A 12,897-nucleotide genomic window follows, 5' to 3' on the forward strand; every position below is an offset into this window, starting at 1 on the left:
GTGGCGGGCACCGCGGCACCGTTCGTCATGCTCGGCGCCCTCCTGGTCGCGGCGGCGGGACTGGGCGTACGAGGCGGGCGGCGGGACGGGAAGGCCGGTGCCGCCCCGGCGCGGGACGGGGAGCCCGGTGCCGCCCCGGCGGCCGCACCGGCACCGCGGCCCCGGCGGCGCCCCACCGACCGGAACCGCGCCTGACCTCCCCCGCCGCCCCCCGCCTGACCCCAGCCCGGACGCCGCCGCCCCGGACGTCTCGCTGCGGGGGAACCCGTTCGTTGACCTCAAGTCCACTGGAGGTCGTACGTTCCTCCCATGAGCATGGAAACCACGGCGTGGACACAGCTCCACAACGTCATGAACGCGCAAGCGGACCGACGCCCCTTCGACCGGAACACCCTGCGGCGCATCGCCGCGTTCGCCCGCCCGCACCGGCGCCGGGTCGCCCTCTTCCTGATCCTGAGCGTGGCGACGGCGCTGCTCGCGGTCGCCACCCCCGTCCTCGCCGGCCGCGTCGTCAACGCCATCGTGACCGGCAAGGAGTCGGGCACCGTCACCCGGCTGTCCCTCCTCATCGCCGTGATCGCCGTCGCGGAGGCCGCGCTCGGCCTGGTCAGCCGCTGGCTCTCGGCCAATCTCGGCGAGGGCCTGATCCTCGATCTGCGCACCGCCGTCTTCGACCATGTGCAGCGCATGCCGGTCGCGTTCTTCACCCGGACCCGCACCGGCGCGCTCGTCAGCCGACTCAACAACGACGTCATCGGCGCCCAGCGGGCCTTCAGCAACACCCTGTCCGGGGTCGTCAGCAATGTCGTGACCCTGCTGCTCACGCTCGGCGTGATGCTCTCCATCTCCTGGCAGATCACCGTGCTCGCACTGGTGCTGCTGCCGGTCTTCGTCCTGCCGGCCCGCCGGATGGGCTCCCGGATGGCGAGACTCCAACGGGAGGCCGCGGCCCACAACGCCGCGATGGGCACCCGGATGACCGAGCGCTTCTCCGCCCCCGGCGCCACCCTGATCAAGCTCTTCGGTCGCCCCGCCGACGAGTCCGCCGAATTCGCCGTCAGGGCGGGCCGGGTGCGTGACATCGGCGTACGCACGGCCATGGCCCAGTCCGCGTTCATCACCGCCCTCACCCTCGTCTCCGCGCTGGCCCTCGCCCTGGTCTACGGGCTCGGCGGGTTCTACGCGCTGCGCGGGCAGCTGGACGCGGGCGCGGTCGTGGCCCTGGCCCTCCTGCTGACCCGGCTCTACGCACCGCTCACCGCACTGGCCGGGGCGCGCGTCGAGGTGATGAGCGCGCTCGTCAGCTTCGAGCGGGTCTTCGAGGTCCTCGACCTCAAGCCGCTCATCGAGCAGAAGCCCGACGCCCGCGCGGTCCCGGACGGCCCGGTGTCCGTCGAGTTCGACCAGGTGCGGTTCGGCTACCCCTCCGCCGACAAGGTCTCGCTCGCCTCGCTGGAGGACGTCGCGAGCCTCGACACCCGCGGCGGCGACGAGGTGCTGCGCGGCATCTCCTTCCGCGCCGAACCCGGCCAGACCGTCGCACTCGTCGGCTCCTCCGGCGCCGGCAAGTCGACCATCGCCCAACTGCTGCCCCGCCTGTACGACACCGACGAGGGTTCGGTACGCATCGGCGGCGTCGACGTACGCGACCTGACCTCCGACACCCTGCGCGACACCCTCGGCATGGTCACCCAGGACGGCCACCTCTTCCACGAGTCGGTCCGCGCCAACCTGCTGCTCGCCCGCCCCGGAGCCACCGAGGAGGACCTCTGGGACGCGCTGCGCCGCTCACGCCTGGACGGACTCGTCGCCTCGCTGCCCGACGGGCTCGACACCGTCGTCGGCGAACGCGGCTACCGACTCTCCGGCGGCGAACGCCAGCGCCTCACCATCGCCCGGCTGCTGCTGGCCCGCCAGCGCGTCGTCATCCTCGACGAGGCCACCGCCCACCTCGACAACACCTCCGAGGCGGCCGTCCAGGAAGCACTCACCGAGGCGCTCGCCGGCCGCACCGCGGTCGTGATCGCCCACCGGCTCTCCACCGTACGGGCGGCCGACCTCATCCTGGTCGTGGAGAACGGGCGGATCGTGGAGCGGGGCACGCACGACGAACTCCTCGCGGCCGGCGGCCGGTACGAGGAGCTGTACCGCACCCAGTTCGAGAACCCCGGTGCGGAGCCCGCGGAAATCGGCTGACTTCTCGGCCGCCCGGCGACCGGCGGCCGGCGGGGACCCGGCGGGTCCCGCCAGGACGACGGGTCAGCCGGGAAACCCGGTTCCGGCGGCGTCCCAGTTCGACGCGGCGGCCTCGGCCACCGCTGACGCCCCCGCCGGATACGGGAGTTCCGCTGCCAGGGCCGCGGCCCGGCCGAACTCCTCGTGCGCCGCCCGCTCCCGGCCCAGCGTCGCGAGCGCGGCCGCGCGCACTGTGTACGCCTCGGTCAACGACAGCCGCTCGCCCGCCTGTTCGGCGCGCACCGTCTCCGGCGACGCCAGCCGGACCGCGTGCTCCGCGCGCCCCGACAGCAGGTGCGCCCAGGCCGGCAGCGGGGCCGTGCCGGGCCCGCTGCCGCCGGCCAGCGCCACCAGCGCCTCCCGTGGCCGGTTCTCGCGCAGCAGGAGCTCCGCCCGTGCCGTGCGCACCTCGCGCACGGCCTGCTCGTCGCCCTGGGCCCCGGCCACCTCCCCGGCACGCGCCGGCAGCTCAGCAGCCCCCGGCCCGCCGGTCCTGATCAGGACCCGGGCCGGCGCGGCCAGGGCGTACGGGGCGCACCACTCGGCGCGCTCGCCCGTCTCCCGTACCGCTGTCCGGGCCTGCCCCTCGGCCTCCGTGAACTCCCGTAGCAGCAGGTGAAGTTCGGCAAGGTTGGCGCGTTCGAACGCGACCGCAGTCGGATCGCCGGTGCGTTCGGCCAGCCGCAGCGCCCACCGTCCCGTCGAGACCGCCTCGGCGAGCCGACCGGACCGGCGGGCATCTGCGCGGCGGCGCTCCGCACCTTCGCGCCGGACTGAGCGAAGGCGGGGGCCGGGCCGGTCAGCACGGCCGCCGCCGTGATCGCGGCCGCCCACGCGGCAGATCTGCGCCGTGGGGATCGGGGCAGGTGATGGGAATGCTCCTCCTGGAGGGGTGCGGGGGATCCCGTCCCGGTGGTCCCGGAACCGCGGGGAAGTCACGGAGCGGGGCGGGCTGGTCCCGGACGCTAGGAGGAGGGCGTTACTGGCGTATTACTGGCCCGGCCGGACGGACATCCGGCGTACGGCGTGACACCGTGACGGGAGCCATGGCTAGCGGCCCTGGTGAAATGGCCCCTGGCGCCCAAAAACTAACAGCGCTAGTTTGGGGCGCGGACGACTACGCCGTGACCACGGCCCCCGGGAGGAACGCGATGAAGGCCCACGACGGTATGTACATCGGCGGCGAGTGGCGCATCGCCGCGGGCACGGACACGATCGCGGTGATCGATCCGGCGGACGAGCAGATCATCGCCCATGTTCCGGCCGGCACCGCCGAGGACGTCGACGCCGCGGTACGGGCCGCCCGCGCCGCGCTCCCCGCCTGGGCGGCCACCGCGCCCGCCGAGCGGGCCGCGCGGATCGCCGCCCTGCGCGACGTGCTCGTCGCCCGCAAGGACGAGATCGCCGCGACCGTCACCGCCGAGCTCGGCGCGCCGCTGCCGTTCTCGCAGGCGGTGCACGCGGGCGTGCCGGTCCTGGTGGCCGGTTCGTACGCCGAGCTCGCCGCCTCGTACGCCTTCGAGGAGAAGGTCGGCAACTCCACCGTGTATGCCGAGCCGGTCGGCGTCGTCGGCGCGATCACCCCGTGGAACTACCCGCTGCACCAGATCGTCGCCAAGGTCGCCCCCGCGCTCGCGGCGGGCTGCACGGTCGTCCTCAAGCCCGCCGAGGACACCCCGCTGACCGCCCAGCTCTTCGCCGAGGCCGTCCACGAAGCGGGCGTCCCCGCAGGAGTGTTCAACCTGGTCACCGGCCTCGGCCCGGTCGCCGGACAGGCGCTGGCCGAGCACGACGGCGTCGACCTGGTCTCCTTCACCGGCTCCACCGCCGTCGGCAAGCAGATCGGCGCCACGGCGGGCGCGGCCGTCAAGCGCGTCGCCCTCGAACTCGGCGGCAAGTCCGCCAACGTCGTCCTGCCGAGCGCCGACCTCGCCAGGGCCGTCGCCGTGGGCGTCGCCAACGTCATGGGCAACTCCGGCCAGACGTGCAGCGCCTGGACCCGGATGCTGGTGCACACCTCCCGGTACGACGAGGCGGTCGCGCTCGCCGCGGAGGCGGCCGCCAAGTACGGCGACCGCATCGGCCCCCTCGTCAACGCCAAGCAGCACGCACGGGTGCGCGGCTACATCGAGAAGGGGGTGGCGGAGGGCGCCCGCCTCGTCGCGGGCGGCCCCGAAGCCCCGCGCGAACAGGGCTACTTCGTCAGTCCGACCGTGTTCGCCGACGTCACCCCGGAGATGACCGTCGCCCAGGAGGAGATCTTCGGCCCAGTCGTCTCGCTCATCCGCTACGAGGACGAGGACGACGCCCTGCGCATCGCCAACGGCACCGTGTACGGCCTCGCGGGCGCGGTCTGGGCGGGAGACGAGGCCGAGGCGGTGGCGTTCGCCCGCCGGATGGACACCGGGCAGGTGGACATCAACGGCGGCCGGTTCAACCCGCTCGCCCCGTTCGGCGGCTACAAGCAGTCCGGCGTCGGCCGCGAACTCGGCTCCCACGGGCTCGCGGAGTACCTCCAGACCAAGTCCCTCCAGTTCTGACCGCGCTGTTCGCCCCGCCCCACCCCGTTCCTCCGTCGTCCACCGTCAAGGAGCCTGTCCGTGGTCCGCGCCGCCGTACTGCCCGCCGTCTCAGCTCCCCTGGAGATCACCGGCATCGAACTCCCGGAGCCCGGCCCCGGTCAGGTGAGGGTCGCCCTCGCCGCCGCCGGGGTCTGTCACTCCGACCTCTCGCTGTCCGACGGCACCATGCGGGTGCCCGTCCCCGCCGTCCTCGGCCATGAGGGCGCGGGCACCGTCGTCGCGGTCGGCGAGGGCGTCGGCCATGTGGCACCCGGCGACGGCGTCGTCCTCAACTGGGCGCCTTCCTGCGGGAGCTGTCACGCCTGTGCGCTGGGCGAGGTCTGGCTCTGCGCGAACGCCCTGAACGGTGCGGGCGCCGTGCACGCCCGGCGCGCGGACGACGGCAGCGAACTGCACCCCGGACTCAACGTCGCCGCGTTCGCCGAGGAGACGGTCGTTTCCGCCGGCTGCGTCCTGCCCGTGCCGGACGGCATCCCGCTCACCGACGCGGCCCTCCTGGGCTGCGCGGTCCTCACCGGATACGGCGCCGTGCACCACTCGGCGAAGCTGCGCGAGGGCGAGACGGTCGCGGTGTTCGGCGCCGGGGGAGTGGGGCTGGCCGCGCTCCAGGCCGCCCGCATCGCCGGTGCCTCGCGCATCGTCGCGGTCGACGTCTCCCCGCAGAAGGAGGAGCTGGCCCGCCGGGCCGGTGCCACCGACTACGTGGTGGCCTCGGAGAACACCGCGCGTGAGATCCGGGCCCTCACCGGCAAGCAGGGGGTGGACGCCGCCATCGAGTGCGTGGGCCGCGCCGCCACCATCCGTACCGCCTGGGAGTCGACCCGGCGCGGCGGCCGGACCACGGTCGTCGGCATCGGCGGCAAGGACCAGCAGGTCACCTTCAACGCCCTGGAGCTCTTCCACTGGGGCCGCACCCTCTCCGGCTGCGTCTACGGCAACTCCGACCCCGCACGGGACCTGCCCGTCCTGGCCGCCCACGTCCGGGAGGGCCGCCTCGACCTGAGCGCCCTGGTGACCGAGCGCATCACCCTCGACGGCATCCCGGCGGCGTTCGACAACATGATCGCGGGCAAGGGCGGCCGGGCCCTGGTGGTCTTCTGACCGCCGCCCGCGATCCCCGCCGCACCAGGCCCTAAGGGCCGACCGCCCGGTGCGTGGTGAGCAGCCGGGCGTCCATCTCGCCCTGCTCGAAGAGCCGGGAGGCCGGGCCCACGATCAGCGGGTCCGGCTCGTGGGCCACCGCCGTGTCCTTGTCCGGGTAGTCGAAGCGGTGCAGCACATGCCGGATCGCCTCCAGCCTGGCCCGCTTCTTGTCGTTGCTCTTCACCACGGTCCAAGGCGCGTCCGCCGTGTCCGTGTGGAACAGCATCAGCTCCTTGGCCTCCGTGTACGCGTCCCACTTGTCCAGCGAGGCGAGGTCGACCGGGCTGAGTTTCCACTGCCGTACCGGATCGATCTGGCGGATCATGAACCGGTTGCGCTGCTCGTTGCGGGAGACGGAGAACCAGAACTTCACCAGGTGGATGCCGTCCCGGGCGAGCATCCGCTCGAAGCCCGGTGCCTGATGCATGAATTCGAGGTACTCGCGGGTGCTGCAGAACCCCATCACCCGTTCCACACCGGCCCGGTTGTACCAGGACCTGTCGAACAGCACGATCTCCCCGGCGGACGGCAGATGTGCCGTGTACCGCTGGAAATACCACTGGGTGCGCTCGCGTTCGGTGGGCTTCTCCAGCGCCACCACCCGCGCGCCACGGGGGTTGAGGTGCTCGGTGAACCGCTTGATCGTGCCGCCCTTGCCGGCCGCGTCCCGTCCCTCGAAGAGGATGACGAGGCGTTCGTCGCGCTCCTTCACCCAGTGCTGGAGCTTGAGCAGTTCGATCTGGAGGGCGCGCTTGGACTTCTCGTACGCCCTGCGGCCGAGCTTGCGGTCGTACGGGTAGTTCTCCCGCCAGGCGTCCCGGGCCCGGCCCTCGGGCGTCACCAGGACCGGATCGTCGTCGCCGCTGTCGGCCACCCGGAAGCCTTCGAGCCCGGAGCCGCCGTACCGGGCCGCCTCGGTGAGCGCGTCCAGCATGGCTTCCCGGTCCCCGGCCGTCTTATTCTTCGCGTCCCGCTGCCCCGTCTTCTTCGCGTCCCGCTGCTCCGTCCGCTCAGCGCCGGTCGGCTTCCCGGTGTTCCGCGTCATGTCGGCGTCCCTCCACCGGCGGTGCCGGATCTTTTCGCGTCAGGCCAGTCTGCGGACGCATCCGGGAGACCGCCACCCCGGCCAGGCAGAGCAGCCCGCCGCCGACGGTGAGCGGCGCGGGCACCTCGTCCAGCACCAGCCAGGACATCAGCACCACCAGCGCCGGCACCGCGTAAGTGGTGGCGCCCATCCGTCCCGCCGTGGTCCGGGCGAGCGCGTAGGCCCAGGTGGTGAAGGCCAGCGCGGTCGGGAAGAGACCCAGATAGACCATGTTCAGGGTGGCGGAAAGCGGTGCGTCGGCGGCGTCGGAGATCAGCGCACCGGAGAACGGCAGACAGGCGACGGTGCCGACCAGGCAGCCGAAGGTGGTGATCTGCAGCGCGGAGCCGTGCCGCAGCGCGGGCTTCTGGCGCACCACCCCGGTCGCGTACGCCACGGCGGCCAGCAGGCACAGAGCCACGCCGAGCACCGACGCACCGCCGTCCCCCGACATCGAGAGCCCCACCACCGCGGCGCCCGCGAACGACACGGCCATGCCCGCCAGCAGCCTGCCGGGCAGCCCCTCGCCCAGCATCCGGGCACCGAGCAGCGCGATCAGCAGCGGTCCGATGTTCACCACCATCGCGGCCGTGCCCGCGTCGACCTGCTGCTCGCCCCAGTTGAGCACCACCATGTACAGCCCGAACCAGAGCAGCCCGGACCAGATGATCCCCGGCCAGGCGGCCCGCGAAGGCAGCCCCTCGCGCCGCACCACCAGGAGCACGCCGAGCGCCAGCGAGCCGGCCAGCAGCCGGCCGAGGGCGAGCGCACCGGGCGAGTAGGCCTCGCCGGCGCTGCGGATGGAGACGAAGGCGGAGGCCCAGAGCACCACCGTGGTGCAGGCCGCGGCGGTGGCCCGCCAGTCGCGGTGGGCGGCGGCGGGGGTGGGGACAGGGGGTGTGGTCATGGCACCGACGGTAGGGCCGCGACCGTTCGGCACCTACCGAATTGTTTCCGGCTCGATGCCGAGGCGTTCGTACAGCGCCCGCTCCCCGGCCGGGGTGGCCTTCACCGCACGCCCGGAACCGATCCGTACGCACCACCCGGCATCCAGCGCATGGCGGCACAGCGCGGCGCCCGCCACTCCGGCCAGGTGCGGCCTGCGCTCCGTCCAGTCCAGGCAGCTCCGCACGAGGGGACGCCGCGAACCCGTCTCCAGGCCGATGCCCAGCTCGTCGAACCAGCGCAGACCCTCGCCGGTGAGCGCGAAGCCGGTGTCCTGGGCCAGCAGCCCCCGTACGGTCATGGCGTCGGCGATCGCGATGCCGATCCGACCCGCGAGGTGGTCGTAGCACGTGCGGCCGCGGGCCATCGCGCTGTCCGCACTCGCCGCGCCCAGGGTGCGCGGCCGCACAGGCGCGGAGCCGGGGACGACGTGGGCCGCCAGGTCCTCGACGAGGTGCGCGATCCGTTCGTCGGACAGCCGCAGATAGCGGTGGCGGCCCTGCCGCTCCTCGGCCAGCAGCCCGCCCGCGACGAGCTTGCCGAGGTGTTCGCTGGCGGTCGACGGTGCCACGGAGGCGTACCGGGCCAGCTCGCCGGCGGTCCAGGCGCGGCCGTCGAGCAGGGCCAGGCAGAAGGCCGCGCGGGTCTCGTCGGCGAGGAGCGCGGCCAGGGCGGCGAGCCGGGGCGCTGCCGGGTCGGGGTGTGCCATGCGTGCCATGGGAACCAGGATGCGTCAGGGACGCTTCGGTGCGGGCCGAACCGTTCCGCCTGGTGCCAGCAGTTCGTACTGGGCCGAGAGGCCGTCGACCAGGGCCCGCAGCCCGGTCTCGAAGGCCCCCTCGTCGATCTTCCGGCCCCGCTCGGCCAGCAGATGGGCCTGGCCGAGGTGCGGGTAGTCGGCGGGGTCGTACGCCGTCTCGTCGTCGACGAAGCCGCGGGCGAAGGAGCCCAGTGCCGAACCGGTGATGAAGTAGCGCATCAGGGCCCCGATGTACGTGGCCTGGGCGGGCGGCCAGCCGGCCCTGACCATCGCGCCGAACACCGCGTCGGCGACCCGGAGTCCGGCCGGCCTGCGGCCCGGCCCCTGGGCCAGCACCGGAACGATGTGCGGGTGCTCGGTGAGCGCCGCACGATAGGAGACGGCCCAGTCGTGCAGGGCGGCGCGCCAGTCGCGGGTGTCCGACTCGTCGAACATCGACAGGTCGACCTGCGTGGACACGGCGTCCGCGACCGCGTCCAGGATCTCGTCCTTGTTGCGGAAGTGGTTGTAGAGCGAGGGTCCGCTGACTCCGAGTTCGGCCGCGAGCCGACGGGTGGAGACGGCGTCGAGCCCCTCGGAGTCCACGAGTGCGCTCGCCGTCTCGACGATGCGGTCTCTGCTGAGGAGGGGCTTGCGCGGTCGGGCCATGCGGCACATAGTAGGGCCTGCAAACATAAAACTAGCAGTGCTAATTAAAGCGTGGGAGTCGAAGGATGAACCTGGAGCTCAGCGAGGAGCAGGAAGCCGTCCGGCAGCTCGCCAAGGACTTCGTCGCCCGTGAGGTCGCCCCGCACGTCGTGGCGTGGGACCGGGCCGAGAACGTCGACAAGTCGATCGTGAAGAAGCTGGGCTCCGTCGGCTTCCTCGGGCTGACCGTCCCCGAGGAGTACGGCGGCTCCGGCGGGGACCACCTCGCCTACTGCCTGGTCACCGAGGAGCTCGGGCGCGGCGATTCCTCGGTCCGGGGCATCGTCTCCGTCTCCCTCGGCCTCGTCACCAAGACCATCGCCGCCTGGGGCGACGAGGAGCAGAAGCGGCACTGGCTGCCGAGGCTCACCGCCGGCGAGGCGATCGGCTGCTTCGGCCTCACCGAGCCGGACACCGGCTCCGACGCCGGGAACCTGACGACGAAGGCCGTCCGGGACGGTGCGGACTACGTCGTCAACGGCAGCAAGACGTTCATCACCAACGGCACCTGGGCCGATGTCGTGCTGCTCTTCGCCCGCACCAACGACACCCCCGGCCACAAGGGCATATCCGCCTTCCTGGTCCCCACCGACAGCCCCGGCCTCAGCCGCCGCACCATCCACGGCAAGCTCGGCCTGCGCGGCCAGGCCACCGCCGAGGTGGTCCTGGAGGACGTCCGGGTGCCCGCCTCGGCGCTCATGGGGCCGGAGGGCAAGGGCTTCTCCATCGCCATGTCCGCCCTGGCCAAGGGGCGGATGTCGGTCGCGGCCGGCTGCGTCGGCATCGCACAGGCCGCCCTCGACGCGGCCGTGGGCTACGCGGGCGAGCGCGAGCAGTTCGGCAAGTCCATCGCGAGCCACCAGCTCGTCCAGGAACTCATCAGCGACATCTCCGTGGACGTCGACGCCGCCCGGCTGCTGACCTGGCGGGTGGCGGACCTTGTCGACCGCGGCGAGGACTTCGCCACCGCCGCCTCCAAGGCGAAGCTCTTCGCCTCCGAGGCCGCCGTCCGCGCCGCCAACAACGCGCTCCAGGTCTTCGGCGGATACGGCTACATCGACGAGTACCCGGTCGGCAAGCTGCTGCGCGACGCCCGGGTGATGACGCTGTACGAGGGCACCAGCCAGATCCAGAAGCTGATCATCGGCCGCGCGCTCACCGGGGTCTCCGCCTTCTGATACCCGCGCCGTCGCTCGAACGGGCGTCTGAGTACCTGGCTGAGTACCCGAGCGGATGTGGCGCACGCCACGTCGGCCGATGCTGGGCGTCATGAGTGAGACAGCACAGGTCAAGCAGCAGGGCACCGCGGCCTTCTACGGCCAGGCCGTCGCCTCCTTCGGGGTGGCGATGGGCGCGGTGGCCCTCGGTATCTACTTCCTGGACGCCGATGCCTGGGTGCGCGGCTTCCTCGCGATCGGCGTCCTCTACCTCGTCACCTCCTGCTTCACCCTGGCCAAGGTCATCCGTGACCGCCAGGAAGAGGGCCGGATCGCCAGCCGGGTCGACCAGGCCCGGCTGGAGAAGATCCTCGCCGAGCACGACCCCTTCCAGAAGCTCTGACGATCCCGCCGGACGGACCCTAAGCGCTTGCTCAGGTTCGGGGTATGGTGTTCGTCCTGCTGATGAGAGGGGCGAGTGACGATGAGCACGGCGGAGGAGACCGACGGCGACAGTGCGCCGTGGGCCGAGGTGACGCCCGAGGCGGCCAGGCGGCTGCTCGTCGCCGCCGTCGACGCCTTCGCCGAGCGCGGGTACCACGCCACCACCACCCGCGACATCGCGGGCCGGGCGGGGATGAGTCCCGCCGCGCTCTACATCCACTACAAGACGAAGGAAGAACTGCTCCACCGGATCAGCCGGATCGGTCACGACCGAGCCCTGTTCGTCCTGGAGGCGGCCGCCGACAGCGGGGGCACGGCGGCCGAGCGGCTGGCCGAGGCCGTACGGTCCTTCGTCCGCTGGCACGCCGAGCGTCACACCACCGCCCGCGTGGTCCAGTACGAACTCGACGCCCTCGGCGAGGAGCACCGCACCGAGATCGTCGAACTGCGGCGCAGGAGCGACGCGGTGGTGCGCCGGATCATCGGCGAGGGCGTGCAGGCGGGGGAGTTCGACGTTCCCGACGTGCCGGGCACCACGCTCGCCGTGCTCTCGCTCTGCATCGACGTGGCGCGCTGGTTCAACGAGCAGGGCAGCCGGACGCCGGACGAGGTCGGCGAACTCTACGCCGACCTCGTGCTGCGCATGGTCGCGGCCAAGCGGTAGCGGCAGCGGGCCGCGACGTCGGAGGCGGTCGCGCGTCGCCAGAGGGCGGTGGCGCGCCCCGGGAACAGTCGCGCGTCCTCAGAAGTAGTAGCGGGACACCGACTCGGCCACGCACACCGGCTTGTCGCCGCCCTCGCGCTCGACCGTGACGACGGCAGTGACCTGCACGCCGCCCCCCGCCTCCTCGACGCTCTTCAGGACGGCCGACGCGCGCAGCCGCGAGCCCACCGGCACGGTGGAAGGGAAACGGACCTTGTTCGTCCCGTAGTTGATGCCCATCTTCATGCCCTCGACCCGCATGATCTGCGGTACGAGCGTCGGCAGCAGCGAGAGCGTGAGATAGCCGTGCGCGATCGTCGCGCCGAAAGGCCCGGCGGCGGCCCGCTCCGGGTCCACGTGGATCCACTGGTGGTCACCGGTGGCGTCGGCGAAGAGGTCGATCCTCTTCTGGTCGATCTCCAGCCAGTCGCTGTGCCCCAGCTGCTCGCCCACTCCGTCGCTCAGTTCCTGCGCGGACGTGAAGATCCTCGGCTCTGCCATGTCCCTGGTCCCTGCCTTTCCAGCTCTGGGCATCCCTCATCGCACTTTCTAAGCGCTTGCTCAGCATGGGTGGCGGGTGCGTTCCTGTCAACGACGGACCCGGCACGAGGCGGGACAGTAGGGTTGGAGGGGTGCCCCAGATCCCACAGACGCTCCATGAGCTCACGGTCGGACAGCTCTCCGCGCGCAGCGGCGCCGCTGTCTCGGCCCTGCATTTCTACGAGGCCAAGGGCCTGATCAGCAGCCGCCGCACCAGCGGCAACCAGCGCCGCTACACCAGGGACGCGCTGCGCAGGGTGGCGTTCATCCGCGCGGCGCAGCGGGTCGGCATCCCGCTCGCCACCATCCGGGACGCCCTCGCCGAACTCCCCGAGGAGCGCACCCCGAACCGCGAGGACTGGGCACGGCTCTCCGCGGCCTGGCGCTCCGAACTCGACGACCGCATCGCGCGGTTGGGGCGCCTGCGGGACCACCTCACCGACTGCATCGGCTGTGGCTGCCTGTCGCTGGAGAACTGCGTGCTCTCCAATCCCGACGACGTCTCCGGCCAGCGGATGAGCGGCTCCCGCCTGATGCCGGAGCGCCCGCCGGCCGGGCACCCGTAGCTCAGGACGCCGCACGTACGGGTGCCGGGCGGGCGCGGTCGGGCCGTACGC

At 72.5% G+C, this 12,897-nt stretch carries 14 protein-coding genes; 8 read left to right on the forward strand and 6 right to left on the reverse strand.

What is annotated here, in order from left to right; genetic code table 11:
* A complete protein-coding gene (locus OG842_RS31040) occupies positions 1-195 on the forward strand; it encodes a hypothetical protein (protein ID WP_266736165.1) in 195 nt (64 codons plus the stop codon).
* A gap of 114 nt (positions 196-309) precedes the next feature.
* Positions 310-2,196 (forward strand): ABC transporter ATP-binding protein, encoded by a 1,887-nt coding sequence (locus OG842_RS31045; RefSeq protein WP_266736164.1) that lies wholly within the window; start codon positions 310-312, stop codon positions 2,194-2,196.
* Between the two features lie 63 nt (positions 2,197-2,259).
* Here the strand turns inward: OG842_RS31045 and OG842_RS31050 are convergent, their stop codons facing one another.
* On the reverse strand, positions 2,260-3,069 hold the full coding sequence (locus OG842_RS31050) for a hypothetical protein (RefSeq protein WP_266736162.1): 810 nt from the start codon (positions 3,067-3,069) through the stop codon (positions 2,260-2,262).
* Between the two features lie 317 nt (positions 3,070-3,386).
* On the opposite strand from OG842_RS31050, the gene OG842_RS31055 reads away from it, so the two are divergent.
* Together OG842_RS31055 and OG842_RS31060 are read left to right on the forward strand one after the other, a co-directional pair.
* Positions 3,387-4,775, forward strand: coding sequence for an aldehyde dehydrogenase family protein (locus tag OG842_RS31055; protein WP_266736161.1), 1,389 nt, complete (start codon positions 3,387-3,389; stop codon positions 4,773-4,775).
* Between the two features lie 60 nt (positions 4,776-4,835).
* Positions 4,836-5,918 (forward strand): Zn-dependent alcohol dehydrogenase, encoded by a 1,083-nt coding sequence (locus tag OG842_RS31060; RefSeq protein ID WP_266736160.1) that lies wholly within the window; start codon positions 4,836-4,838, stop codon positions 5,916-5,918.
* 31 nt (positions 5,919-5,949) lie between these two features.
* Here the strand turns inward: OG842_RS31060 and ppk2 are convergent, their stop codons facing one another.
* Genes ppk2 through OG842_RS31080 form a run of 4 tightly spaced genes read right to left on the reverse strand, consistent with a single transcriptional unit; the run spans position 5,950 to position 9,397 of the window.
* Complete coding sequence (gene ppk2, locus OG842_RS31065; protein WP_401875558.1) at positions 5,950-7,005, reverse strand: polyphosphate kinase 2; 1,056 nt, start codon at positions 7,003-7,005, stop codon at positions 5,950-5,952.
* Positions 6,971-7,951 (reverse strand): DMT family transporter, encoded by a 981-nt coding sequence (locus OG842_RS31070; protein ID WP_266736159.1) that lies wholly within the window; start codon positions 7,949-7,951, stop codon positions 6,971-6,973. Before OG842_RS31070 ends, ppk2 begins: the two co-directional genes overlap by 35 nt.
* 33 nt (positions 7,952-7,984) lie before the next feature.
* Positions 7,985-8,707, reverse strand: coding sequence for an ArsR/SmtB family transcription factor (locus tag OG842_RS31075; protein WP_401875559.1), 723 nt, complete (start codon positions 8,705-8,707; stop codon positions 7,985-7,987).
* Between the two features lie 15 nt (positions 8,708-8,722).
* On the reverse strand, positions 8,723-9,397 hold the full coding sequence (locus tag OG842_RS31080; RefSeq protein WP_266736157.1) for a TetR/AcrR family transcriptional regulator: 675 nt from the start codon (positions 9,395-9,397) through the stop codon (positions 8,723-8,725).
* A 65-nt stretch (positions 9,398-9,462) separates the two neighbouring features.
* Between OG842_RS31080 and OG842_RS31085 the strand changes: the two genes are divergently transcribed.
* The 3 genes from OG842_RS31085 to OG842_RS31095 all read left to right on the forward strand — a co-directional run bounded on the left by OG842_RS31085 (position 9,463) and on the right by OG842_RS31095 (position 11,701).
* The gene (locus tag OG842_RS31085; RefSeq protein WP_266736156.1) at positions 9,463-10,614 is read left to right on the forward strand and encodes an acyl-CoA dehydrogenase family protein; all 1,152 of its coding nucleotides are present in this window, start codon (positions 9,463-9,465) and stop codon (positions 10,612-10,614) included.
* 91 nt (positions 10,615-10,705) lie between these two features.
* On the forward strand, positions 10,706-10,996 hold the full coding sequence (locus OG842_RS31090) for a YiaA/YiaB family inner membrane protein (protein WP_266736154.1): 291 nt from the start codon (positions 10,706-10,708) through the stop codon (positions 10,994-10,996).
* 81 nt (positions 10,997-11,077) lie between these two features.
* The gene (locus OG842_RS31095) at positions 11,078-11,701 is read left to right on the forward strand and encodes a TetR/AcrR family transcriptional regulator (protein WP_266736152.1); all 624 of its coding nucleotides are present in this window, start codon (positions 11,078-11,080) and stop codon (positions 11,699-11,701) included.
* Positions 11,702-11,779: 78 nt separating this feature from the next.
* Here OG842_RS31095 and OG842_RS31100 read toward each other — a convergent pair whose 3' ends face one another.
* On the reverse strand, positions 11,780-12,241 hold the full coding sequence (locus tag OG842_RS31100; RefSeq protein ID WP_266736151.1) for a MaoC family dehydratase: 462 nt from the start codon (positions 12,239-12,241) through the stop codon (positions 11,780-11,782).
* A 131-nt stretch (positions 12,242-12,372) separates the two neighbouring features.
* Here OG842_RS31100 and soxR point away from each other — a divergent pair, with 131 nt between their 5' ends.
* Positions 12,373-12,846, forward strand: a complete 474-nt coding sequence (soxR, locus tag OG842_RS31105; protein ID WP_266736150.1) for a redox-sensitive transcriptional activator SoxR — start codon at positions 12,373-12,375, stop codon at positions 12,844-12,846.
* Positions 12,847-12,897 lie beyond the last annotated feature (51 nt).

The organism is Streptomyces sp. NBC_00376, assembly GCF_036077095.1.
Taxonomy (GTDB): Bacteria; Actinomycetota; Actinomycetes; order Streptomycetales; family Streptomycetaceae; genus Streptomyces.